The organism is Microbacterium sp. SCN 69-37, assembly GCF_001724435.1.
In the GTDB taxonomy this organism is placed as follows: domain Bacteria; phylum Actinomycetota; class Actinomycetes; order Actinomycetales; family Microbacteriaceae; genus Microbacterium; species Microbacterium laevaniformans.
On record NZ_MEEL01000024.1, the window covers coordinates 17900 to 40259 of the forward strand.

Here is a 22360-nt window from a genome sequence, read left to right on the forward strand (position 1 = left end):
CGCGCCACCAGGCCACGGCCTCCACGAGTTCCGTGACGTCGTGTTCCGCAGCGGGCATGTCGACATCTTCCACGCGCCTCGGCCGGTCAGTCGACGCAGACGCCCGAGCTCAGAGCACCTTGCCGTACCAGCGGGTCGCGTTCGGGTTGTCGTTGTAGGGCTCGATGGCGGTGAAACCCGAGCGCGCGTAGAGCGCGCCGGCGGCCTCCAGCGTGTGGTGGGTGTCGAGCACGAGCTCTGCCGCGCCGAACGCGCGGGCCCGCCCCTCGAGCGCGTCCAGCAGAAGCCGACCCCAGCCGCGACCGCGGGTGCGTGGCTGCAGGTACAGATGCTTGACCTCGTACCGCACGCCCGCCGGTCCGTCCTCGACCCTGCGGATGCCGCCGCACCCGGCATCCGCCCCGTCGTCGTCGACGAGCACGAGAAAGGCGCCGGCCGGCGGCGTGAAGACGGATGCCGCGGGGAAGACGGGACGGTACGCCTGCCCCTGAGGGAACGCGTCGGCACGCATCTGGAAGTACTCCTCCAGCAGGGCATGTGCGCGCGGGTCGTCGGCGGCGAGGGGGTCGAGCAGCACCATCCCTCGAGCGTAACCGTGTCGGCCGCACGGCCTAGGCTGGAACCATGACGACGAGAGTGGCCCTCGTGGGCGGCACCGGCAAGCTCGGTGCGATCATCGCCGGCGTGATCGATGAGCTCGACGACTTCGAGACGGTGGCCGTTCTCGGGTCGGCGAGCGATCTCGCCGAGATCGACGCGGCCGATCTCGTCGTCGATGCGTCGACGCCCGGTGTGTCGATCGATGTCGTCCGCGCAGCGATCGAACGCGGGAAGAACGTGCTCGTCGGCACCTCGGGCTGGTCGACCGAACGGATCGCGCTGGTGCGCCCCCTCGTCGAGGCGGCGGGTACGGGCGCGGTCTTCATTCCCAACTTCTCCCTGGGCTCGGTCGTCGCGACGGCACTGGCGGCGGCGGCGGCACCTCTGTTCCCCTCGATCGAGATCGTCGAGACGCATCGCGAGACGAAAGTCGACTCGCCGAGTGGCACGGCCGTGCGCACCGCCGAACTCATCGCCGACGCTCGCGCCGGGGTCGGCCCGGTCGAGTCCCCGCATGTCGATCAGCGGGCGCGCGGCCAGCAGGTCGCGAGTGTTCCCATCCATTCGTTGCGCCGGCCGGGCGTCATCGCGAAGCAGGAGACGATCCTGTCGGGGCCGGGGGAGTCGCTGACCATCGTCCACGACACGATCGAGCCGGCCCGCGCGTACGCGCCCGGCATCCGCGTCGCCCTTGCGGCGGCGCGGGACGCGCGCGGGGTGACGATCGGCCTCGACGCGCTCATCGATCTCGGTCTCGGCGCGCCGCGCCCCGCAGCGCCGGTCATCGAGGTCGTCGACGAGGGCTCCGTTCCCGGGCAAGTCGCCCGCGTCACCGGGGCATGAAGGCCCGCGCGGGCGTCGCCGTCATGGCGGCGCTGCTCGTCCTCTACATCGTTCTCGTCGCGCAGCGCGCGTGGCTGTTGCTGATCTCGGGGCAGATCATCGGCGTCGCCATGGGCGTGGCGCTGATCGTCCTGCCCGTCATCGCGGGGTGGGCGCTCTGGCGGGAGCTTGCTTTCGGGCGCAGCGCCGAGCGCCTCGCCAGGCGGCTGGAGGCCGAAGGCGCGCTCCCGAGCGAGGAGATGGATGTCCGCGTCAGCGGCCGTCCCGACCGTGCGCAGGCCGATGCGGTGTTCCCGCACTACCGGCACGACGTCGAGGCGCACCCCACCGATTGGCGCGCCTGGTTCCGGCTGGGGCTGGCCTACGACGGCGCCGGCGATCGACGCCGCGCCCGCGAAGCCATCCGACGGGCGATCACGCTCGAGAAGAACCCGCCGACGCGCTGATCAGGCCGGCACCGCGGCGGCCACGGCATCCTCGACCGTCGGATGCGAGAAGACGAAGCCGGATGCCGTGAGCGCCTCGGGGACCACATTCATGTCGCACGTGAGCAGTCCCTCTGCCGCGTCGCGCCCGAGGACCAGCTTCAGCGCCCACTCCGGTACGCGCAGCAGGTAGGGGCGATTCATCCGCCTCGCGAGAGCGAACCCGAGATCGTTGGCGCTCGTGCGCTCGGGCCCTGCGAGGTTGACCGGGCCGGCGAGGCCGTTGTCGATGACATGGCGGATCGCGCGGACCTCGTCGTCGAGAGAGATCAGCGGCCAGACCTGGGTTCCGCGACCGATCGGGCCCGACAGGCCGAGCTTGGTGAGCAGCAGAAGCGGCTTGAGAACACCGTCGGCGTGCACGACCGGCGCGGTGCGCAGCAGCGATACGCGGGCGCGATCCCCGGCGCCGCGGGTCGCGGCCGTCTCCCACTCGCCGCACAGGTCCGCCAAGAAGGTGTCTCCGCGCGGAGACGACTCGGTGAAACTCGCCCCCGGCGCCGACGGGTAGTAGCCGACCGCTGACGAGGACACGAAATGGGGGGCGTCCTCGCCGAGCGCGCGCACCGCTGCCGCGAGCGCCTGCGTCGGAGCGATCCGCGACCACACGAGATCGTGCTTGTACCGTCGCGTCCACGGAAAGTGCCCGAGCGTTGCGCCGTTGAGCCCGACGACGGCCCGCGCACCTTCGAGTGCCGCCGCGGGCAGCGGCTGGGCGGCCGGATCCCAGGAGATCTCGTCGGGCGCGGCGCTCGCGCGGCGCACGAGGCGCGTCACGGCGATGCCGTCGGCGCGCAGGCTCGCCACGAGAGCGCGGCCGATGAGACCGGAGGCTCCCGCGACGACGACGCGCCCCTCGGCGCGCGATGGGTCGTTCTCAGGCAAGCGTCGCCTCGAGCGTGATCTCGATGCCGGCCAGGGCGGCCGAGACGGGGCAGCCCGTCTTCGCCTCGCCCGCGATGCGGGCGAAGTCCTCGGCCGACAGTCCCGGGACCACCGCGTTGACGTTCAAGTGCGAGCCGGTGATGCCGGTGCCCGGGATGAAGGTGACGGATGCCGTGGTCTCGATGCTCTCCGGGGGCGTTCCGTTGCCGGCGAGCGCGTGCGAGAGGGCCATGCTGAAGCACGAGGAGTGCGCCGCGGCGAGCAGCTCCTCCGGCGTCGTCACCGATGAGGAGCCTTCGCTGCGGGCCTTCCAGTTGACGGCGAACGGACCCTGGTTCGAACTCTCCAGGGCGATCTCGCCGGATCCGTCGGTGAGGGAGCCCTTCCAGCTCGTGGACGCTTCGCTCGTGACGCTCATGTGTGCTCCTCGTGTCGGATGCGGGCCGCGTGGCGGCGGTGTGCATCCGAGCCTAGACGGGCCCGTCCCCCCACGGAACCGGTCGGGCTGGCGGCAGGAGCGAACCCTCAGACGCTGGCGGGGGCGCCGGTGACGCGTCCGAGCTCCAGCTCGATCGCGCTGCGGCTGGGAGTGCCTCCGAAGCGGGTCTGGATGACCCCGTCGCGGTCGAGGATCAACGTCGTCGGCGTCTGGAGCACGTGGAAGTGCTTCGCGATGTCGGGACGGTCGGTGAGATCGACGTCCAGGTGCATCACGCCGTCGTGGGTGTCGGCGATCGATCCCAGCACGCGGTGCACGCCGGGGCAGCGCGCGCACATCTGCGTGCTGAACTGCAGCAGGGTGGCCCGCTCGCCGAGGGCGTCGGCTCCGAGGCGTCGCGGTTCCACGACTTCATCGGTCGAGGCGCGGCGGGGACGATTCTGCGTCCACCGCAGGAGCAGTCCGACGGCGAGGGTCACGGCGAGCAGTGCGGTCAGCACGAGCACGGCATCGACGATGTTCACGGTCTGCCACGATACCGCCTCCGGAGGTGCACCGGCTCCGATGACGGGCCGTGCGTAACAGTCCCGGCGTCGGCGGGCGAGGGTAGGGTTGCTGGCGTGAGCGCGGCATCCATCCCCACCCCGTACGAAGACCTCCTCCGCGAGGTGCTCGCCGGCGGCGTGCACAAGGACGATCGCACCGGCACCGGCACGACGAGTGTGTTCGGACGCCAGATCCGTTTCGACCTGTCGCAGGGCTTCCCGCTCATCACGACAAAGCGCGTGCACATGAAGTCGATCGCCTATGAACTGCTCTGGTTCCTGCGAGGTGAGTCGAACGTCTCGTGGCTCCAGCAGCACGGTGTGACCATCTGGGACGAATGGGCGGATGCCGACGGCGAGCTCGGGCCGGTCTACGGAGTGCAGTGGCGCTCGTGGCCGACGCCGTCCGGCGAGCAGATCGATCAGATCTCACAGATCATCGACCAGATCCACGCCAACCCCGACTCGCGCCGGCTCATCGTGTCGGCGTGGAATCCCGCCGACATCCCGCAGATGGCACTCGCTCCCTGCCACGCGTTGTTCCAGTTCTACGTCGCGGACGGCAAGCTGTCGTGCCAGCTGTATCAGCGCAGCGCCGACATGTTTCTCGGTGTGCCGTTCAACATCGCGTCCTACGCGCTGCTGACGATGATGATCGCCCAGCAGACGGGGCTCGAGCCCGGCGATTTCGTGTGGACCGGCGGTGATTGCCACATCTACGACAACCACCTCGAGCAGGTCCGCGAGCAGCTCACGCGGGAGCCGTATCCGTATCCCCGCCTCTCGTTCGCACGGACGCCCGAGTCGATCTTCGACTACACGTACGAGGACATCGTCGTGGAGGGCTATCAGCACCACCCCACGATCCGGGCCGCGGTCGCGGTATGACCCGACTCGGCCTGATCTGGGCCGAGGCGCGCGGCGGCGTCATCGGCAAGGACGGCGCAATGCCGTGGCATGTGCCGGAAGACCTCGCGCACTTCCGCGCGGCGACGATGGGGGATCCGGTCATCATGGGGCGCCGGACGTGGGAGTCCTTCCCGCCCCGGTTCCGGCCCCTTCCGGGTCGCCGGAACATCGTCGTCACGCGCAACGACTCCTGGCAGGACGACGGCGCCGAGCGGGCCGTCTCGCTCGATCAGGCGCTGGAGCTCGTGCACGGGGAAGAATCGGCCTGGGTCATCGGGGGAGCGGGGCTGTTCGCCGAGGCGATCGCGCGCGCCGACGTGCTGGAGGTCACCGAGCTCGATCTCGAGGTCGACGGTGACACGTTCGCCCCCGAGCGGCACGGCTGGAGCGTGGCGCGGGTGGACCCGAAGGACGGATGGTCGGTCTCGCGCACAGGCATCCCCTACCGGTTCCTGACGCTGATCCGACCCTGAGCGGTTCGCACGGCGAGCAGCAGCGACCAGGAGCGACCAGCCGCGACGACAAGAGGGAGCGTGCGATGAGCAGGACAGCGTTGGTGACGGGTGCCAGTTCGGGCCTCGGCGCGGAGTTCGCCCGTCAGCTTGCGGCCCGCGGAGCCGACCTCGTCCTGGTCGCCCGTGACCGCGCCGCACTCCGGGACATCTCCGAGCGCCTGCGTGCCGACTACCGTGTTCAGGTCGAGGTGCTGGCCGCGGATCTCGTCGCCGATGACGGTCTCGCGTCGGTCGTCGCTCGCGTCGCCGACCGCGAGCGGCCGATCGGCATCCTGGTCAACAACGCCGGATTCGGACTCGATCTCGACTTCGCGGCGGGCGACATCACCGACGAGCAGCGTCATCTCGATCTGCACGTGCGGGCGACGATGCACCTGACGCACGCTGCGCTGGGCGCCATGCTCGAGCGGGGACACGGGCGCATCGTCAACGTCGCCTCGGTCGCCGGATTCATGCCCCGCGGAACGTACGGCGCGGTCAAGGCGTGGGTGATCTCCTTCAGCCGGTGGGCCAACGCGGTCTACGCACCGCGCGGCGTCACCGTGACGGCGCTCTGCCCCGGCTTCACGCACACGAATTTTCACGAGCGCCTGGGGCTGCCGCCGGGGCGGGAGGGTATTCCGTCGGTGATGTGGCTCGACGCCGCGGACGTCGTCCGCGAAGGGCTGCGCCTCGGTGCGCTACAAGCTGCTCGTGGCGGCGATGCGTCTGCTGCCGAGCCCCCTGGCCGCCCGTCTGGCCCGCACCGGACGGTGACGGCCCGCACCGGACGGTGACGGACGGGGATGACGCGCCCGTGGTCTGCTCCGACGGGGTCGCCGCGAGCCGGTAGCCTGGAGACATGACGCACTCGGGCAATCCCTTCGGACAGGTCCTCGTCGCGCTCGTCACTCCGATGACGGCCGACGGTGAAGTCGACTGGCCCGCCGTCGAGAAGCACATCGACGACGTCATCACCGCCGGAGCCGACGGCATCGTCGTCACCGGCACCACCGGCGAGACGAGCACCCTCACCGATCCTGAGAAGCTGAAGCTCGTCGAGGTCGGAAAGTCCGTCTCCGCCGGCCGGGCGAAGATCATCACCGGCGGCGGTTCGAACGAGACCGCGCACGCGATCGAGCTCTACAAGGCCAGCGAGAAGGCCGGCGCCGACGGCATCATGATCGTCACGCCGTACTACAACAAGCCGACCCAGGCCGGCATCCTGACGCACTTCCGCCTCGTCGCCGATGCGACCGACCTCCCGGTCATCCTCTACGACATCCCCGGTCGCACCGGCGTGCCGATCAAGTACGAGACCATCCTGCGGCTGGCCAACCACCCGAACATCCTCGCCGTGAAGGACGCCAAGGGCGACTTCAGCGAGGTCAGTCGGGTGCTCAACCAGACCGATCTCATGTACTTTTCCGGCGACGATGCGAACGTCCTGCCGCACCTGTCCATCGGCGCGTCGGGTCTCATCGGCGTCACCGCCAACATCACCGCGACGCCCTACCGTGTCATCGTGGATGCCGTCAACCGCGGCGACCTGGCCACCGCCACCGCCGCGCACCAGCAGCTCGAACCGCTCGTCCGCGCCGTCATGACCCATGTGCCCGGCACGGTGAGCGCGAAGTACATCCTGCACGGCCTGGGCCGCATCTCCAGCCCGCGCGTGCGCCTGCCGCTCGTCGGCCCCGAAGAGTGGGAGGCCGCCCTCATCGAGGACGAGCTCGCACTCGTCAAGGGCGTCGACGGAGCCGACTTCTCCAACTTCCGACCCGACCGCAACGCCGCCGCCGGCGGCGCGCTCCCCAAGGTCCACGGCACCACCCGCTGAGCGACCGCGATACCGGTGGATGCCGCGGCATCCACGAAAGGCAGACGATGCCCACGACGTTCTCCGAGCCCCCCGCGCTCGCCCCGCAGACCCTTCGCGTCATCCCGCTCGGCGGGCTGGGCGAGATCGGTCGCAACATGACGGTCTTCGAATACGAGGGCAAGCTCCTCGTCGTCGACTGCGGTGTGCTCTTCCCCGAGGAGCACCAGCCCGGTGTCGACCTCATCCTCCCCGACTTCGAGCCGATCAAGGACCGGCTCGACGACGTCGTGGGCGTCGTGCTCACGCACGGCCACGAGGACCACATCGGCGCGGTGCCCTACCTGCTGCGGTTGAAGAGCGACATTCCCCTCATCGGCTCGAAGCTCACCCTCGCGCTCGTCGAAGCGAAGCTCAAGGAACACCGCATCAAGGCCTACACGCTGACCGTGCAGGAGGGGCAGGAGGAGCAGGTCGGTCCGTTCGACCTCGAGTTCGTCGCCGTCAACCACTCGATCCCCGACGCACTCGCTGTCGCGATCCACACCGACGCCGGTACGGTGCTGGCCACCGGCGACTTCAAGATGGACCAGCTGCCCCTGGACGGCCGCCTCACGGACCTCCGCGCGTTCGCGAGCCTCGGCGAGGACGGCGTGGATCTCTTCCTGGTCGACTCCACGAACGCCGACGTGCCCGGCTTCACCCCCCTCGAGCGCGACATCGGTCCGGTGCTGGACCAGGTGATCGCCAAGGCTCCCCGGCGCGTCATCGTGGCGAGCTTCTCCAGCCACGTGCACCGCGTCCAGCAGGTCATCGACGCGGCCGCGGCGAACGGGCGCCGTCTCGCGTTCCTCGGGCGCTCGATGGTGCGCAACATGACGATCGCCGAGGATCTCGGCTATCTGCGCGTTCCCGACGGCGTGCTGATCGACTACAAGAAGGCGCAGGATCTTCCCGACGACAAGATCGTCTACATGTCGACCGGGTCGCAGGGCGAGCCGATGGCCGTGCTCAGCCGCATGGCGAACCTGGACCACGCGATCGAGCCCGGTCCGGGTGACACCGTCATCCTCGCGTCGAGCCTGATTCCGGGCAATGAGAACGCGGTCTACCGCGTGATCGACGGCCTCACCAAGCTCGGTGCCAACGTCGTGCACAAGGGCAACGCCAAGGTGCACGTGTCGGGTCACGCGGCGGCGGGCGAGCTGCTGTACTGCTACAACATCCTGCAGCCGCGCAACGTCATGCCGGTGCACGGCGAGTACCGTCACCTCATCGCGAACGCGAAGCTCGCGCAGGACACCGGCATCCCCGCGGAGAACACGATCATCGCCGAGAACGGCACCGTCGTCGACCTCAAGGACGGCGTCGCCCGCGTCGTCGGCCAGCTCGATCTCGGCTTCGTCTACGTCGACGGATCGACCGTGGGTGAGATCACCGACGCCGACCTCAAGGATCGCCGGATCCTCGGCGAGGAGGGCTTCATCTCGGTGATCGTCGTCGTCGATGCCGCGACGGGGCGGATCATCACCGGCCCCGAGATCCACGCGCGTGGTTTCGCGGAGGACGACAAGGTGTTCGACGACGTCAAGCCCAAGATCGCCGCGGCCCTCACGGAGGCGGCTCAATCGGGCGTCCGCGACACCCACGCGCTGTCGCAGGTCGTGCGCCGCACGATCGGTCGGTGGGTGAACCAGCGGCTGCGTCGTCGCCCGATGATCGTCCCCCTCGTCATCGAAGCCTGAGCGGTCGCGGCGCAGCGCTACGATCGGCTCCATGCCCGTCAGCTTTCGTGTGCGCCCCGCGACACAGGCCGATGGGGCGTTCCTGGGCGACATGGTCGTCGAAGCGGCGAACTGGCGGCAGGGGGGCGCGCGCCCGCGGCACGAGGTGCTGACGCATCCTGACCACAACCGCTACATCTCGGGGTGGATGCGTCTCGGCGACGCCGGCTTCGTCGCGGTCGACGCGCAGGACAGCCCGGCCGGCGCGGCGTGGTACCGGATGCTGCCGCGCACCGATCCCGGCTTCGGGTACATCGGCACGGGCGTGCCGGAGCTCATCATCGGGGTGCGGCCCCTCTGGTGCGCGCACGGGGTGGGGCGTGCCCTGCTCCAGCGACTGTGCGAGCATGCGCGGGCCGAGGGCTACGGCCGCATCAGCCTGTCGGTGGAACGGGGCAACTACGCCCAGACGCTCTACCGCAGTGAGGGCTTCGCCGTCACGCAGGCCGGTCATGGCCGTGACACCATGGTCAAGCGCCTGCGTTGACCAGGCGCGGCGGATGCCGGGCCCGTCTCGGGCCGCGTCAATCCGCGGATCCGGGGACCTGTGCGCCTACCGTGGAGTAATGGCACGATCCACGAGCACGCCCACGAACGCCCGCGCGTCCGCGAAGGGCTCCTCGACCCGTGCCCGCAAGCCCGCGCCGGCTCCCACGAAGTACGTCGACGACACCGACCGCCCGCCGCTCGCCGTCCGCGCCTGGCTCGGCGTCGCGCACGCCGTCGGCGGCATGTTCCGCGCTTTCGGCCTCGAGACGCTCGAGAAGGACCAGCGCCGCGACGGCTTCCCGTTCCTGCTGGTGGTGCTGGCCGCGCTCGGCGCCGTCAACGAATGGTTCTTCATCGGCAACGACGCCGCGACGCAGATCAGCGCCTACACCGTGGGGCTGTTCGTCGGCCGCGTCGCCTTCATCATGCCCGTGCTCCTGCTGGTGCTGGCGGGTTGGCTGTTCCGGCACCCGCCGTCCATCCACGACAACGGGCGCATCGGCATCGGCTTCGGACTGTTCGTGCTCTCGATCGCCGGCTTCTGCCATGTTGCGGGCGGTCGGCCGCAGCCGTCGCAGGGCATGCCGGCGCTCAGCGCCGCGGGCGGTCTGTTCGGGTGGACCATCGGCGAGCCGCTGTCGCTGCTCACGCCGATCGGCGCCTACATCCTCCTGGGTGCGCTGACACTGCTGAGCATTCTCATCCTCACCAAGACCCCGCCCAACCGCATCGGCCGTCGTCTCGGAGACCTGTACGCGTGGATGTTCGGCGCCGAGCGCCCCGACGCGCCCGCGGCCGACGCACCCACGGTCGCCTTCGGCGAGACGGACGATGCCGCGGAGAAGGACCTGCCGTGGTGGCGCCGCAACAAGTCCGGTCGTGAGGAGGATGTCGACGGCCACCTCGGCTCGGACGACCTGACGGCGCTGTTGGACACCAGCGGCGACGGCGGCTTCGAGCAGGCCGTCGCGATGCCGGCCGCTGTTCCGCCGGTCCCGCCGCTTCCGGAGGCGCCGACCGAGATCATCGATCCGGCCGTGATCGCCCACGCCAAGAAGGCCGCGCGTCGCGCCGACACCGGCATCCGCGAGGACAGCGGCGAGATCATCCTCGACGACGGGATCCTCCCGGGTATCTCCGCCCTGGGGGACGACCACGACGGTCAGCCGCCGCAGGCGCCGTATCGCCTTCCCTCGGTGGCCGCGCTGGCGCAGGGCGACCCGCCGAAGGCGCGATCGGAGGCGAACGACCGCGTGGTCGCGGCCATCAGAGGCGTCTTCGAGCAGTTCGGTGTCGATGCGCGCGTCACGGGCTTCTCGCGCGGGCCGACGGTGACCCAGTACGAGATCTCACTCGGCCCCGGCGTCAAGGTCGAGCGCATCACCGCGCTCACCAACAACATCGCGTACGCCGTCGCGTCGAACGAGGTGCGCATCCTCGCGCCCATCCCCGGCAAGAGCGCCATCGGTGTCGAGATCCCCAACACCGACCGTGAGATCGTCACCCTGGGCGACGTGCTGCGCTCGCAGGCGGCGACCAGTCAGACGCATCCGATGACGATCGGCGTCGGCAAGGACGTCGGCGGCGGCTACGTCGTCGCGAACCTGGCCAAGATGCCCCACCTGCTCGTGGCCGGTTCCACCGGCTCGGGCAAGTCGAGTTTCGTGAACTCGATGATCACGAGCCTGCTGATGCGCGCCAAGCCCTCCGAGGTGCGCATGGTGCTCATCGACCCCAAGCGCGTCGAGCTCACGAGCTATGCCGGCGTCCCGCACCTGATCACGCCCATCATCACGAACCCGAAGAAGGCCGCGGAGGCGCTGCAGTGGGTCGTGAAGGAGATGGACATGCGGTACGACGACCTCGCGTCGTTCGGCTTCCGCCACATCGACGACTTCAATCGCGCGGTGGTCGCGGGGGAGATCAACCTCCCCGTCGGCAGTGAGCGCGTGCTCAAGCCCTACCCCTATCTGCTCGTGGTCGTGGACGAGCTCGCCGACCTCATGATGGTCGCCCCGCGCGACGTCGAGGACTCGATCGTGCGGATCACCCAGCTCGCCCGCGCCAGCGGCATCCACCTCGTGCTCGCGACGCAGCGGCCCTCCGTCGACGTGGTCACGGGTCTGATCAAGGCGAACGTGCCCTCGCGCCTGGCGTTCGCCGTCACGAGCGTCACCGATTCGCGCGTCATCCTCGACCAGCCCGGTGCCGACCGACTCATCGGGCAGGGCGACGGTCTCTTCCTGCCGATGGGGGCGTCCAAAGCGCTGCGCGTTCAAGGCGCGTGGGTGGCGGAGAGCGAGATCGAGAAGGTCGTCACGCACGTCAAGAACCAGGCTCGGCCGGAGTACCGCGCCGATGTCGCCGCGGTCGCCGAGAAGAAGGAGATCGACGCCGACATCGGTGACGACCTCGAGTTGCTGCTGGCGGCGGCCGAGCAGATCATCTCGACGCAGTTCGGCTCGACCTCGATGCTGCAGCGCAAGCTCCGCGTCGGCTTCGCGAAGGCCGGTCGTCTCATGGATCTGCTGGAGTCGCGAGAGATCGTCGGCCCCTCGGAGGGGTCGAAGGCTCGCGACGTGCTCGTCACGCCGGATCAGCTGCCCGAGGTGCTCGCCCGCCTGCGCGGCGACGACCCCCCGGCTACCCACGCGGCGCCGGCGAACGACCCGTACGGGCCGGATGCGGTCGGTGCCCAGTTCGACGGGCTTCCGGTGGTCGATGGCGACGACGGGTCCGAAGACGCGTGGAGCCTCACCGGCCGCGACTGAGCTCGCCTCGGGGCCCGTGCGGACCACCGGCCCCGAGTAGGCTCGCCTCGTGGCGATTCCCCGGCAGCTCCCCAACGCGATCACGATCGTCCGCATCCTGTGCGCGCCGGTCTTCCTCTGGATGCTCCTGGCCGATCAGGGCGGCGACGGCCCGCTGCGGTGGTGGGCAGGTGTGCTGTTCATCGTCGCGATCGCGACGGACGGCATCGACGGCTACCTGGCGCGCAAGTACGAGATCGTGACCGACCTCGGCAAGCTCCTCGACCCGATCGCAGACAAGGCTCTGACCGGCTGTGCCTTCGTCGGGCTCTCCCTCCTGGGCGAGCTCCCCTGGGCCGTCACGATCGTTGTTCTCGTCCGCGAGGTCGGCATCACAGTGCATCGCCTCATCGTCGCGAGCAGTCACGTGGTCGCGGCGGCGTGGATGGGCAAGCTGAAGACCGTCGCGCAGGCGGTCGCGCTCTCCCTCGCGCTGCTGCCGCTGTGGAACGTGGTCGGTGAGTGGGTCCACGTCGTGAACACCGCGGCGATGTGGATCGCGGTCGTCCTCACGGTGGCGAGCGGCGTCGACTACGTGGTCACCGAGATCCGTGGAGCCCGAGCCGCCCGCGGCGGCACCGTGACGGGCACGCGTCGATGAGCGCCTCGTCCCGGCGTGGGGGCGCGCACGACGAACATCCGGATGCCGAGGGAGACGACCTCGAGAGCACGCTGGTCTCCGCGGGTCGCCGCAGTAGCGAGCCGGAGCGCCTCGTCGCCCGACTCGCCGACCTCGGCTGGAGCATTGCGGCGGCCGAATCGTTGACCGGGGGACTGCTCGCCGCATCCATCGTCTCGGTCTCGGGAGCCTCGCGCGTCTTCCGCGGCGGGATCGTCGCCTACGCGACCGACGTGAAGGCGAGCCTTCTGGGCGTCGAGCAGCATCTGCTCGACGCGCACGGGCCGGTGCATCCCCGGGTCGCCAGCCAGATGGCGGAGGGCGTGCGCCGCGCGCTCGGACGTGACGGCGTGCCCGCCGACGTGGGCGTGGCGACGACCGGCATCGCGGGCCCGCTGTCACCGGACGGCCAGCCCGTCGGCACGGTGCATATCGCCGTCGCCACTCCGCTGGGCTCACGGGTCGAGTCCGTACTGATCGACGGCGACCGCGCCGCCATCCGCACCGAGACGGCGGCGCGCGCCGTCCGGCTGGTGCTGGACACGCTCTGAGCCCTCAGATGACGCGGGGAATACCGCTCGTGTCGACGCCGTTACATGACAGCGATTCCCATTCATTACCCAGCACGAGAGGGCTATCGTGGCCAGCACGTGGGGTACTGTTGTCCACCCGGGCACCGATACCCGGTGGGAATCTCGAGTAGAGGAGGGGGCCCGAACATGATCCTGGTTCGTCAGGAGATCGGCGAAGTGCTTCGCGACTTCCGCCTGCAGAAGGGTCGTACCCTCCGCCAGGTCGCCGGACGCGCGAGTGTCGCCCTCGGATATCTCAGCGAGGTCGAGCGCGGTCAGAAGGAGGCCTCGAGCGAGATCCTCGCGGCGGTCGCCGAGGCGCTGGACGTTCCGATCTCGACCATCATGCGCGAGGTCGGTGACCGGCTGTCGGTGCTGGAGGGCCTGCAGGTCTTCCCCGACGTCGTTCCCGACGATCTCGCCGGGCTCGAGGACGGCCTCGTCCAGCCCGAGTTGTCGCTGCGCTGACGTGCGGCGCAGCGAGTTCACGCGAGCCGTCGCGGACGAGTTCGGCGCGCGCGCAGCGATGTTGGTCGCCGACCTCGCTCTGCCCGGTGTGGGTCACCGGACCGCCGCCGAAGCCCTCGCCGACGGCGTCGAGCCGCGCGAGATCTGGTTTGCTCTGTGCGACGAGACGGACGTCCCCGCTTCGCGGCGCCACGGCGTCGGCCTGATGGAGCCGCGCCGACGCTGATCCGCGACGGACGCGCGGCGTGTCGCGTGATCGAAACTCTGTTCGATGGGCGTAGGCTCCTGCACATGAGGTGACTCGGGACGTTTGTCCACATTCGAGGCCTGTCGCCCACCGATGTCGGAGACCGTCTCTAACGTGGACACCGTCATCACGACACCTCCGCCTTGTCGCAGCATCCTTCCCGCCGGGAGGGGGCGTGACAGCCTACAGGCGACGGAATCCCGAGGCCGGCAGCGCCGTCCACGGCAGAGCACAAGGAGCACGTCATGCCCTCACCCGCTGACCGCGAGAAGGCCCTCGAGTCGGCCCTCGCCCAGATCGACCGGCAGTTCGGAAAGGGCTCGGTCATGCGACTGGGCAGCGACGACCGTGCCCCCGTCGAAGTCATCCCCACCGGTTCGATCGCCCTCGATGTCGCTCTCGGCGTGGGAGGTCTTCCCCGCGGGCGCATCATCGAGATCTACGGTCCCGAATCCTCGGGTAAGACGACGCTCACGCTCCACGCGATCGCCAACGTGCAGCGCGCCGGCGGCATCGCCGCCTTCATCGACGCCGAACACGCGCTCGACCCCGACTATGCGCAGAAGCTCGGTGTCGACATCGATCAGCTGCTCGTGTCGCAGCCCGACACGGGGGAGCAGGCGCTGGAGATCGCCGACATGCTGGTTCGTTCGGGAGCGATCGATCTGGTCGTCATCGACTCCGTCGCTGCGCTCGTCCCCAAGGCCGAGATCGAAGGCGAGATGGGCGACTCCCACGTCGGCCTGCAGGCTCGCCTCATGTCTCAGGCGCTGCGCAAGCTGACCGGTGGCCTCAACCAGACCAATACGACGATGATCTTCATCAACCAGCTGCGCGAGAAGATCGGCGTGTTCTTCGGCTCACCCGAGACCACCGCCGGCGGAAAGGCGTTGAAGTTCTACGCCTCGGTGCGTCTCGACATCCGTCGCATCGAGACGCTGAAGGACGGCACCGACGCGGTCGGCAACCGGACGCGCGTCAAGGTCGTCAAGAACAAGATGGCGCCGCCGTTCAAGCAGGCCGAGTTCGACATCCTCTACGGCACCGGCATCTCGCGCGAAGGCTCGCTCATCGACTTCGGCGTCGAGCACGCCCTCGTGAAGAAGTCCGGCGCCTGGTACACCTACGACGGTGAGCAGCTCGGTCAGGGCAAGGAGAACGCCCGCAACTTCCTGCTGAAGAACCCCGACATCGCGGCGGAGATCGAAACCAAGATCAAGCAGAAGCTGGGAATCGGTCAGCCGCGCGGTGGGGCAGAGGTCGCGCCTGCCGATGATCTGGCCGCGCGCCGACCGGCCTGATGACGACGTCGCGACACGGGGACGAGTCCGAGCGGCTCGCCCCCGTGATCCCGCTGTTCGGCGGGGATGCCGCCGACGCACGCGTCTCCTCCGCCTCCGCGAACCAGCCACAGGATGAGGCAGGTCCGCGCGACCCGCAACCCGCGACACCCCCCGTGTTCCCTGGTCCGTCCGGGCGTAGAGGCGGTGTGGGCGATCTCAGCTGGCATCCGACCTGGACGGAGGAGCCCGTCGACGCGGCGTGGGAGGACGACATCGCGACCGTCGTCGACGATGCGGAGGCCGCGCTGATCAAGCGCTTGCGAACGCGCTCCCTGTCCGAACGGGAGGCATCGCGATTCTTGCGCGAACGCGAGCTCGGCGATGCGGCGATCGACCACGTCATCGACCGCATGAGGAGCCTCGGATATCTCGACGACTCGGCACTGGCGGAGCAGCTCGTGCACAGTGGCGTCGAACGAAAGGGACAGGGGCGCGCGATGCTCGTGCAGACCTTGTCGGCCCGCGGCATCCCGCGCGAGGTCATCGACGAGGCACTCGATGCGCTGCCTGACGATGATGCGGACCGTGCTCTCGAGTTCGCGCGGCAGAAGGCCCGGACGATGCGCGACCTCGATCGCGATACGGCGCTGCGGCGGCTCTCGGGCCAACTCGCGCGGCGCGGGTACGGTGCGAGCGCACTGACCGCAGCGCGGCAGGCCCTCGAAGAACTCGGGCGACCGGTTCGGCGTGCGCCGGCGGGAACCGTGCGCTTCGAGTGAGCCGTTTTCCCGGTGCGCGGGACCTCGGGTTCGTGCATGGTGACGGATCGTAGAATGAACGCATCATGACTTCTCCGTCCGCCGCCCCCACGCTGATCGCGCCATCGGACGCCGCCGTCGCCGCCGACGGTCGTGCCCGGACCTACGAGGTGCGCACCTTCGGCTGCCAGATGAACGTGCACGATTCCGAGCGACTTTCCGGCTCGTTGGAGAGCGCCGGATACGTGCGAGCGGAGGCGGGCTTCGAGGCCGATGTCGTCGTGATCAACACGTGTGCGGTGCGCGACAACGCCGCCGGCAAGCTGTACGGCACCCTCGGGCATCTGAAGAGTCGCAAGGATCGTCACGAGGGCATGCAGATCGCCGTCGGCGGCTGTATGGCTCAGATGGACAAAGAGGCCGTGCTCGAGAAGGCGCCGTGGGTCGACGTCGTCTTCGGCACCCACAACATGGGCTCGCTGCCCAGCCTCCTCGAGCGAGCGCGCCACAACGGCGACGCAGAACTGGAGATCCTCGAGGCGCTCGAGGTCTTCCCCTCGACCCTGCCGACCAAGCGCGACGCCGTGCACAGCGGCTGGGTCTCGATCTCCGTCGGATGCAACAACACCTGCACCTTCTGCATCGTGCCGAGCCTGCGTGGCAAGGAGAAGGATCGCCGCCCTGGCGACATCCTCAACGAGATCCTGCTCCTCGTCGAGGACGGCGCCGTCGAGGTCACCCTCCTGGGTCAGAACGTCAACAGCTACGGGGTCGAGTTCGGTGACCGTCAGGCGTTCGGCAAGCTGCTGCGTGCCGCCGGGCAGATCCCGGGGCTCGAGCGCATCCGCTTCACCAGTCCGCACCCGGCCGCGTTCACCGATGACGTCATCGATGCCATGGCCGAGACTCCTCAGGTCATGCCGCAGCTGCACATGCCGCTGCAGTCCGGATCCGATCGCGTCCTACGGGCGATGCGGCGCTCCTACCGCAGTGACCGCTTCCTCGACATCCTCGAGCGGGTCCGCGACCGCATCCCGCACGCGGCGATCTCCACCGACATCATCGTCGGCTTCCCCGGTGAGACCGATGAGGATTTCGAGGACACGATGCGTGTCGTCGCGCAAGCACGGTTCGCCAGCGCCTTCACCTTCCAGTACTCGATCCGTGAGGGCACCCCCGCCGCGACGATGCCCGACCAGGTGCCGAAGGCCGTGGTGCAGGAGCGGTACGAGCGGCTCATCGCCCTGCAGGAGCGCATCAGCCTTGAAGAGAACGAGGCCCAGATCGGCCGCGAGCTGCAGGTGCTGGTCTCGACCGGCGAGGGAAAGAAGGATGCCGAGACCCACCGCCTGACCGGCCGCGCCGAAGACAATCGGCTCGTCCACTTCGAGCTGCCTCGGGGCTCGGCCGTTCCGCGCCCCGGAGACGTCGTGACGGCGACCGTGACGCACGCCGCTCCGTTCCACCTGCTCGCCGATAGCCCCGACGGGGCGCCGCTGCGCATTCGGCGCACGCGCGCGGGCGACGCCTGGGATCGCACCCAGGCGGAGTCATGCGGCGTGCCGACATCCTCGGGCGTCGCGGGCGAGACGGGCGCACCCCGCGCGGTGTCGCTCGGGTTGCCGACGCTCCGCCTCGGGTGACCGGGCGTCTGTGGGGCGTCGTCGGCGCCACGGGCACGGGCAAGTCCGATCTGTCCCTGCGGCTCGCGGAAGCGCTCACCGCCCGCGGTCGCCCGGCGGAGATCGTCAACGCCGACGCCATGCAGCTGTATCGCGGGATGGACATCGGCACCGCCAAGCTGTCGGTCGCCGAGCGCCGCGGCATCCCGCACCATCTCTTCGATGTGCTCGAGGTCACGGATGAGGCCGCGGTCGCCGCGTACCAGGAAGCGGCCCGTACCGTCATCTCAGAGATCTTCCACCGCGGAGCGGACGCCATCCTCGTCGGCGGCTCGGGCCTCTACGTCTCGAGTGTCGTCTACGACTTCCGCTTCCCGCCGCACGACGACATCCTGCGCGCACAGCTGGAAGCGGCTCTCGAAAAGGCCGGCCCCGGGCCGCTCCTGGAGCGTCTGCGCGCACTGGACCCGGCGACCGCCGACCGTATCGATGCGCGCAACGCTCGGCGGATCGTGCGCGCCCTCGAGGTCGCCGTGCAGGGAGACCGCGGTCACGGCGCCGTCCTGCCCGCAGATCCCGTGCTCTGGCACGTGCCGACGACCCTCATCGGTGTGGAGGTCGAGCGTGCAACCCTCGTCGCGCGCCTCGACGAGCGGGTGACCCGCATGTGGCGCGAGGGACTTCTCACCGAAGTCGCAGCCCTCCGCGACCGCGGCCTCGAGCAGGGCGTGACGGCCAGCCGGGCCATCGGCTACGCGCAGGCGTTGGCGCACGTGGCGGGTGAGCTCGATGCGTCCGAGGCCATCGCCCAGACGCAGGCGCTCACCCGACGCTACGCGCGGCGCCAGGTGTCGTGGTTTCGCCGGTATGCCGACGTGCGCTGGGTCGCGCCCGACGTCGACGCGGTCGTCCTGGCAGACTCGGTGGCGTGAGCGAAGTCCGCAAACTCACCGTGCAGCCCGAGCCGCTCCTCGTCGTTCAGTCGGCGTGCTCGGGGGGCCACACGACGCGGAAGCGTTCGAAGACGATCTCGTCCTCCTCCGACCATTCGGCTCCGCGGGCGGCGGCGACGCGCGTCCAGTAGCGGCGGTGCTCGCGCTGCCAGCTCTCCAGCGATCCGTCGTCCTCGCCCTCGTCGGCGGCGAATGCCGCGTCGCCGCTGATGAAAGGACCCAACCTCAGTTCGGTCGTGCGCATGATGATGCGCGGTGCGCCGGAGCTGTCGCACGCGATCCAGTGCGATCCGATGCGCGGCACGAGATCGCCCCGAGCGACGAAGTCGGTCACGAGCTCTGCCGTCGCTCGTTTCCGCCCCGACAGCACGATGTCGAGGAGTTCGTCGGCGAGCCGGGCGTTGTCACCGAAGTGCTCGACGGTGTACTCGCCCCCGGCGAGCACCGTTTCGGGCCGCGCGGCGCGGTAGGCCTCCCACATCGCGGCCGCAGCATCGCTGTCGAGGGGGAGCGCGTGAGAGGAGAGAGCGGGTTCTGCCACCCTCAGATCCTGCCACGTCGCTCGCGCGCGGCCGGCCGGGCCTCGGGCTGTGGACCGTAGACTGACCGGGTGGCAGAGTCGATCGCATTCACCAAGGGTCACGGCACGGGCAACGACTTCGTGATCGTCCCGGACGACGAGGGCGTCCTCGACCTGTCGGCCGACCAGATCGCCGCGCTCTGCGACCGCCGCTTCGGCATCGGCGGCGACGGCATCCTGCGGGTCGTCCGCAGCGCCCGCATCCGTGAGGGCGAGGCGATGACGGATGCCGAGTGGTTCATGGACTACCGCAACGCCGACGGCTCCGCCGCCGAGATGTGCGGCAACGGCATCCGCGTCTTCGCGAAGTACCTCGTCGACACCGGTCGCGCCGACATCGACGCCGCACCGCTGCGCATCGGCACGCGCGCCGGCATCAAGACCCTCACCCGCAGCGACCCCGGGTTCGAGGTCGACCTCGGCGTCTTCGCCATCGACGGCGAGACCGTCGTCAAGGCGCGGGGACTCGACGTCGCCCGCCCCGGCCAAGGCGTCGACGTCGGCAACCCGCACGTCGTCGTGGCGCTCTCCAGCGCGGGCGAGCTCGAGGAGCTCGATCTCACGGTGCAGCCGTTGCTGCATCCGGAGCCGGTCGCCGGGGCGAACGTGGAGTTCGTGGTGCCGGCCGATCCGCTCGTCAAGAACGGCGTCGGCAGCATCCGTATGCGGGTCTTCGAGCGCGGGGTGGGTGAAACGCTCTCCTGCGGCACGGGTGTCGCAGCAGCGGCGCTCGCCGTCCGCCATTGGGCCGGACCCGCGGCGCCCGATCGTTGGAGTGTCGAGGTGCCCGGCGGCATCCTCGGCGTCCGCATCGTCGCCGACGCCGACGGCGACCACGTGCTGCTGTCGGGTCCGGCGACCCTCGTCTACTCGGGCGAGGTGCGCCTGGCCTGACGCGCGGTCGATCGCGGGCGACTCAGGGCAGGTCGATCGCGCCGGTCGGCACCGCGCCGTGCCGGCGCACCTTGAGCACGCGGAAGCCGCGTCCGGTCGCCGCACGCGTCACCGAGTATCCGTCGTCGAATGTCGCCGCCAGCCACCGCTGCAGGGAGTCGGACCCGAGGTTGCGCTGCACGACCAGCCACGCGTCGCTGCGTTCGTCCAAGCGCGGCAGCCACGTCTCCAGCAGACCGTGAAGCTCGTTCTTGCCGACGCGGATGGGGGGATTGGATCGGATGCCGCGGAAGCGGACGTCGCCGGGAACGTCCTCGGGGCGCACCGCGTTGATGTTGGTGAGACCCCACTCCTGCGCGTTTCGTCGCACCAGGTCGAGAGCGCGGTCGTTCACGTCCACCGCCCACACCGTGGCGTGCGGCGACTGCACGGCGAGGCTGAGCGCGATCGGCCCCCAGCCGCAGCCGAGGTCGAGCAGGTGGCCGCCCGGAGGGGGCGGCGGAGTATTCGCGAGTAGCACCGCCGTCCCGCCGTCGACGTGGTCGGGGCTGAACACCCCGCCCGCGGTCGTGACCTCGCCGGTGCGCCCGCCGAGGGACACGCGGATGCGACGGAGGTTCTCGGCGCTGGACGGGGAGGCGCTGAAGTAGTGGTCACTCCCCATCCTGCGAGCGTACCGGAGCCACCGGCCTGTGCGGGAGGCTAGACTGCAAGGCTGACCTGGAAGGAATCCATGACCCACACCACCGAGACCACCGACGCGCACGGCGAGGACACGCCGCTCGATCCGGTGGATCGCGTGCTGGCACGTGCCGAGGGCCGCTCCAGCGCGAACGTCTTCGGTGCCGCCCAGGCGCTGCAGGATGCCGCGACCGTCGCCTATGGCGACACCGACGGCGATCAGTGGGACCGTGAGGAGCGCGCGGCGCTGCGCCGCGTGCCGGGTCTGTCCACGGAACTCGAAGACGTCACGGAGGTCGAGTACCGCCAGCTGCGGCTGGAGAACGTCGTGCTCGTCGGGGTGTACCCCCAGGGCTCGCAGGAAGACGCGGAGAACTCCCTGCGCGAGCTCGCCGCGCTCGCCGAGACCGCCGGCGCGGTCGTGCTCGACGGGGTGCTGCAGCGACGTCCGCACCCCGACCCGGCGACCTACATCGGCCGCGGCAAGGCGGCGGAGTTGCGCGACCTCGTCGCCGCGGTCGGCGCCGACACCGTCATCGCCGACACCGAGCTCGCTCCGAGCCAGCGTCGCGCGCTGGAGGACGTCGTCAAGGTCAAGGTCATCGACCGCACCACCGTCATCCTCGACATCTTCAGCCAGCACGCCAAGAGCCGCGAGGGCAAGGCGCAGGTCGAGCTCGCCCAGCTCGAGTACTTGCTTCCGCGACTGCGCGGATGGGGTGAATCGATGAGCCGTCAGGCCGGTGGCCAGGTCGGCGCCGGAGGCGCCGGCATGGGCTCACGCGGACCGGGCGAGACCAAGATCGAGCTCGACCGCCGGCGCATCCGCACGAAGATGGCGCAGCTGCGCAGGCAGCTGCGCGACTTCGCGCCCGCCCGCGAGGCCAAGCGCAGCGAACGCAAGCGCAACACGATCCCGTCCGTCGCGATCGCCGGCTACACCAACGCCGGCAAGTCGAGCCTGCTCAACCGGCTCACGAGCGCCGGCGTGCTCGTGGAGAACGCGCTGTTCGCGACGCTGGACGCGACGGTGCGCCGTGCCCAAGCGGCCGACGGGCGCGTCTACACCCTGACCGACACGGTCGGCTTCGTGCGGAACCTGCCGCACCAGCTCGTCGAGGCGTTCCGCTCCACGCTGGAAGAGGTGGGCGACGCCGACGTGCTGGTACACGTCGTGGACGGCTCCCATCCCGACCCCGCGGCGCAGCTCGCGACCGTACGCGATGTGATGGGCGACGTGGGTGCGCGCTCGACGCGCGAGATCGTCGTCTTCAACAAGGCGGACCTCGTCGACGACGACGCGCGGCTGGTGCTGCGCGGTCTCGAGCCGAGCGCGCTGTTCGTGTCGTCGCGGACGGGGGAGGGCATCGATCAGCTGCGCACCGTCATCGAGGACGCCCTGCCGCTGCCGGCGGTCGAGGTGCGCGCACTCGTGCCGTATGAGCGTGGAGACCTCATCAACGCGGTGCACGAGTCGGGGCACATCGTCTCGACGGCCCACGAGGAGGGCGGTACCGCCGTGCACGCGCACGTCTCGGAGCGGCTCGCGGCGGAGCTCGCGCCCTACGCGCTCTGACGCAC

Annotated in this window: 24 protein-coding genes and 1 pseudogene; 19 read left to right on the forward strand and 6 right to left on the reverse strand. The window is 69.9% G+C overall.

Translation table 11 applies throughout. The features are described 5' to 3' along the window. Nucleotides 1–109: 109 nt before the first annotated feature. Nucleotides 110–580 (reverse strand): GNAT family N-acetyltransferase, encoded by a 471-nt coding sequence (locus ABS64_RS05955; protein WP_288119483.1) that lies wholly within the window; start codon nucleotides 578–580, stop codon nucleotides 110–112. A 44-nt stretch (nucleotides 581–624) separates the two neighbouring features. On the opposite strand from ABS64_RS05955, the gene dapB reads away from it, so the two are divergent. After that, nucleotides 625–1443, forward strand: a complete 819-nt coding sequence (gene dapB / locus ABS64_RS05960) for a 4-hydroxy-tetrahydrodipicolinate reductase (protein WP_288119481.1) — start codon at nucleotides 625–627, stop codon at nucleotides 1441–1443. Continuing rightward, nucleotides 1440–1889 (forward strand): hypothetical protein, encoded by a 450-nt coding sequence (locus tag ABS64_RS05965; RefSeq protein ID WP_016463258.1) that lies wholly within the window; start codon nucleotides 1440–1442, stop codon nucleotides 1887–1889. Before dapB ends, ABS64_RS05965 begins: the two co-directional genes overlap by 4 nt. On the opposite strand, the gene ABS64_RS05970 is transcribed toward ABS64_RS05965, so the two are convergent. The 3 genes from ABS64_RS05970 to ABS64_RS05980 all read right to left on the reverse strand — a co-directional run bounded on the left by ABS64_RS05970 (nucleotide 1890) and on the right by ABS64_RS05980 (nucleotide 3776). After that, a complete protein-coding gene (locus tag ABS64_RS05970; protein WP_016463257.1) occupies nucleotides 1890–2813 on the reverse strand; it encodes a TIGR01777 family oxidoreductase in 924 nt (307 codons plus the stop codon). Next, nucleotides 2806–3231: an OsmC family peroxiredoxin gene (locus tag ABS64_RS05975; protein WP_016463256.1), complete on the reverse strand. Its 426-nt coding sequence runs from the start codon at nucleotides 3229–3231 to the stop codon at nucleotides 2806–2808. Before ABS64_RS05975 ends, ABS64_RS05970 begins: the two co-directional genes overlap by 8 nt. 107 nt (nucleotides 3232–3338) lie before the next feature. After that, entirely contained in the window at nucleotides 3339–3776 is a 438-nt protein-coding gene (locus ABS64_RS05980) for a thioredoxin family protein (RefSeq protein ID WP_292681822.1), read from the reverse strand. 96 nt (nucleotides 3777–3872) lie between these two features. On the opposite strand from ABS64_RS05980, the gene ABS64_RS05985 reads away from it, so the two are divergent. From ABS64_RS05985 to miaA, 15 genes and pseudogenes are all read left to right on the forward strand, one after another. Beyond that, a complete protein-coding gene (locus ABS64_RS05985) occupies nucleotides 3873–4685 on the forward strand; it encodes a thymidylate synthase (protein ID WP_036287257.1) in 813 nt (270 codons plus the stop codon). Beyond that, nucleotides 4682–5179, forward strand: a complete 498-nt coding sequence (locus ABS64_RS05990) for a dihydrofolate reductase (protein WP_036287254.1) — start codon at nucleotides 4682–4684, stop codon at nucleotides 5177–5179. Before ABS64_RS05985 ends, ABS64_RS05990 begins: the two co-directional genes overlap by 4 nt. 65 nt (nucleotides 5180–5244) lie before the next feature. Continuing rightward, nucleotides 5245–5977, forward strand: a pseudogene (locus ABS64_RS05995) (SDR family NAD(P)-dependent oxidoreductase). 85 nt (nucleotides 5978–6062) lie between these two features. Next, nucleotides 6063–7040, forward strand: coding sequence for a 4-hydroxy-tetrahydrodipicolinate synthase (gene dapA, locus ABS64_RS06000; protein WP_036287248.1), 978 nt, complete (start codon nucleotides 6063–6065; stop codon nucleotides 7038–7040). A gap of 47 nt (nucleotides 7041–7087) precedes the next feature. Continuing rightward, nucleotides 7088–8764, forward strand: a complete 1677-nt coding sequence (locus tag ABS64_RS06005) for a ribonuclease J (protein WP_016463251.1) — start codon at nucleotides 7088–7090, stop codon at nucleotides 8762–8764. 31 nt (nucleotides 8765–8795) lie between these two features. Continuing rightward, complete coding sequence (locus ABS64_RS06010) at nucleotides 8796–9290, forward strand: GNAT family N-acetyltransferase (protein ID WP_292681827.1); 495 nt, start codon at nucleotides 8796–8798, stop codon at nucleotides 9288–9290. Nucleotides 9291–9369: 79 nt separating this feature from the next. Further along, nucleotides 9370–12063 (forward strand): DNA translocase FtsK, encoded by a 2694-nt coding sequence (locus ABS64_RS06015; RefSeq protein ID WP_292681829.1) that lies wholly within the window; start codon nucleotides 9370–9372, stop codon nucleotides 12061–12063. Between the two features lie 49 nt (nucleotides 12064–12112). Further along, complete coding sequence (gene pgsA, locus ABS64_RS06020; protein WP_135948342.1) at nucleotides 12113–12703, forward strand: CDP-diacylglycerol--glycerol-3-phosphate 3-phosphatidyltransferase; 591 nt, start codon at nucleotides 12113–12115, stop codon at nucleotides 12701–12703. Further along, nucleotides 12700–13272, forward strand: a complete 573-nt coding sequence (locus ABS64_RS06025; protein WP_036287237.1) for a CinA family protein — start codon at nucleotides 12700–12702, stop codon at nucleotides 13270–13272. Before pgsA ends, ABS64_RS06025 begins: the two co-directional genes overlap by 4 nt. 168 nt (nucleotides 13273–13440) lie before the next feature. Continuing rightward, on the forward strand, nucleotides 13441–13761 hold the full coding sequence (locus tag ABS64_RS06030; RefSeq protein WP_005048854.1) for a helix-turn-helix transcriptional regulator: 321 nt from the start codon (nucleotides 13441–13443) through the stop codon (nucleotides 13759–13761). Nucleotide 13762: 1 nt separating this feature from the next. After that, nucleotides 13763–13987: a DUF3046 domain-containing protein gene (locus ABS64_RS06035; RefSeq protein ID WP_292681833.1), complete on the forward strand. Its 225-nt coding sequence runs from the start codon at nucleotides 13763–13765 to the stop codon at nucleotides 13985–13987. Between the two features lie 266 nt (nucleotides 13988–14253). Beyond that, nucleotides 14254–15309 carry a recombinase RecA gene (gene recA / locus ABS64_RS06040; RefSeq protein ID WP_039416593.1) on the forward strand — a complete coding sequence of 352 codons (1056 nt, stop codon included), beginning with the start codon at nucleotides 14254–14256 and terminating at the stop codon, nucleotides 15307–15309. Nucleotides 15310–15497: 188 nt separating this feature from the next. Then, nucleotides 15498–16070, forward strand: coding sequence for a regulatory protein RecX (locus tag ABS64_RS06045; RefSeq protein WP_231477143.1), 573 nt, complete (start codon nucleotides 15498–15500; stop codon nucleotides 16068–16070). Nucleotides 16071–16135: 65 nt separating this feature from the next. Further along, nucleotides 16136–17692: a tRNA (N6-isopentenyl adenosine(37)-C2)-methylthiotransferase MiaB gene (gene miaB / locus ABS64_RS06050; RefSeq protein ID WP_292681836.1), complete on the forward strand. Its 1557-nt coding sequence runs from the start codon at nucleotides 16136–16138 to the stop codon at nucleotides 17690–17692. Then, entirely contained in the window at nucleotides 17689–18603 is a 915-nt protein-coding gene (gene miaA, locus ABS64_RS06055; protein ID WP_292681837.1) for a tRNA (adenosine(37)-N6)-dimethylallyltransferase MiaA, read from the forward strand. The genes miaB and miaA overlap by 4 nt, the downstream gene beginning before the upstream one ends. A gap of 46 nt (nucleotides 18604–18649) precedes the next feature. Here miaA and ABS64_RS06060 read toward each other — a convergent pair whose 3' ends face one another. Next, a complete protein-coding gene (locus ABS64_RS06060; RefSeq protein ID WP_292681901.1) occupies nucleotides 18650–19105 on the reverse strand; it encodes an ASCH domain-containing protein in 456 nt (151 codons plus the stop codon). 129 nt (nucleotides 19106–19234) lie between these two features. Here ABS64_RS06060 and dapF point away from each other — a divergent pair, with 129 nt between their 5' ends. Continuing rightward, entirely contained in the window at nucleotides 19235–20098 is an 864-nt protein-coding gene (gene dapF / locus ABS64_RS06065) for a diaminopimelate epimerase (protein WP_036287208.1), read from the forward strand. Nucleotides 20099–20120: 22 nt separating this feature from the next. Here the strand turns inward: dapF and ABS64_RS06070 are convergent, their stop codons facing one another. Further along, the gene (locus ABS64_RS06070; RefSeq protein WP_036287205.1) at nucleotides 20121–20762 is read right to left on the reverse strand and encodes a methyltransferase; all 642 of its coding nucleotides are present in this window, start codon (nucleotides 20760–20762) and stop codon (nucleotides 20121–20123) included. A 69-nt stretch (nucleotides 20763–20831) separates the two neighbouring features. Here ABS64_RS06070 and hflX point away from each other — a divergent pair, with 69 nt between their 5' ends. Continuing rightward, complete coding sequence (gene hflX / locus ABS64_RS06075) at nucleotides 20832–22355, forward strand: GTPase HflX (RefSeq protein ID WP_005048878.1); 1524 nt, start codon at nucleotides 20832–20834, stop codon at nucleotides 22353–22355. The last annotated feature ends 5 nt before the right edge of the window (nucleotides 22356–22360 follow it).

Coding starts and splice junctions, on each gene's coding strand:
- ABS64_RS06025 (WP_036287237.1), top strand. CDS start 12,700: ATGAGCGCCTCGTCCCGGCGTGGGGGCGCGCACGACGAACATCCGGAT.
- recA (WP_039416593.1), top strand. CDS start 14,254: ATGCCCTCACCCGCTGACCGCGAGAAGGCCCTCGAGTCGGCCCTCGCC.
- dapA (WP_036287248.1), top strand. CDS start 6,063: ATGACGCACTCGGGCAATCCCTTCGGACAGGTCCTCGTCGCGCTCGTC.
- ABS64_RS06060 (WP_292681901.1), bottom strand. CDS start 19,105: ATGTGGGAGGCCTACCGCGCCGCGCGGCCCGAAACGGTGCTCGCCGGG.
- ABS64_RS06010 (WP_292681827.1), top strand. CDS start 8,796: ATGCCCGTCAGCTTTCGTGTGCGCCCCGCGACACAGGCCGATGGGGCG.
- ABS64_RS05990 (WP_036287254.1), top strand. CDS start 4,682: ATGACCCGACTCGGCCTGATCTGGGCCGAGGCGCGCGGCGGCGTCATC.
- ABS64_RS06005 (WP_016463251.1), top strand. CDS start 7,088: ATGCCCACGACGTTCTCCGAGCCCCCCGCGCTCGCCCCGCAGACCCTT.
- ABS64_RS06070 (WP_036287205.1), bottom strand. CDS start 20,762: ATGGGGAGTGACCACTACTTCAGCGCCTCCCCGTCCAGCGCCGAGAAC.
- dapB (WP_288119481.1), top strand. CDS start 625: ATGACGACGAGAGTGGCCCTCGTGGGCGGCACCGGCAAGCTCGGTGCG.
- ABS64_RS05965 (WP_016463258.1), top strand. CDS start 1,440: ATGAAGGCCCGCGCGGGCGTCGCCGTCATGGCGGCGCTGCTCGTCCTC.
- ABS64_RS06030 (WP_005048854.1), top strand. CDS start 13,441: ATGATCCTGGTTCGTCAGGAGATCGGCGAAGTGCTTCGCGACTTCCGC.
- hflX (WP_005048878.1), top strand. CDS start 20,832: ATGACCCACACCACCGAGACCACCGACGCGCACGGCGAGGACACGCCG.
- ABS64_RS06015 (WP_292681829.1), top strand. CDS start 9,370: ATGGCACGATCCACGAGCACGCCCACGAACGCCCGCGCGTCCGCGAAG.
- ABS64_RS05955 (WP_288119483.1), bottom strand. CDS start 580: ATGGTGCTGCTCGACCCCCTCGCCGCCGACGACCCGCGCGCACATGCC.
- ABS64_RS05975 (WP_016463256.1), bottom strand. CDS start 3,231: ATGAGCGTCACGAGCGAAGCGTCCACGAGCTGGAAGGGCTCCCTCACC.
- miaB (WP_292681836.1), top strand. CDS start 16,136: ATGACTTCTCCGTCCGCCGCCCCCACGCTGATCGCGCCATCGGACGCC.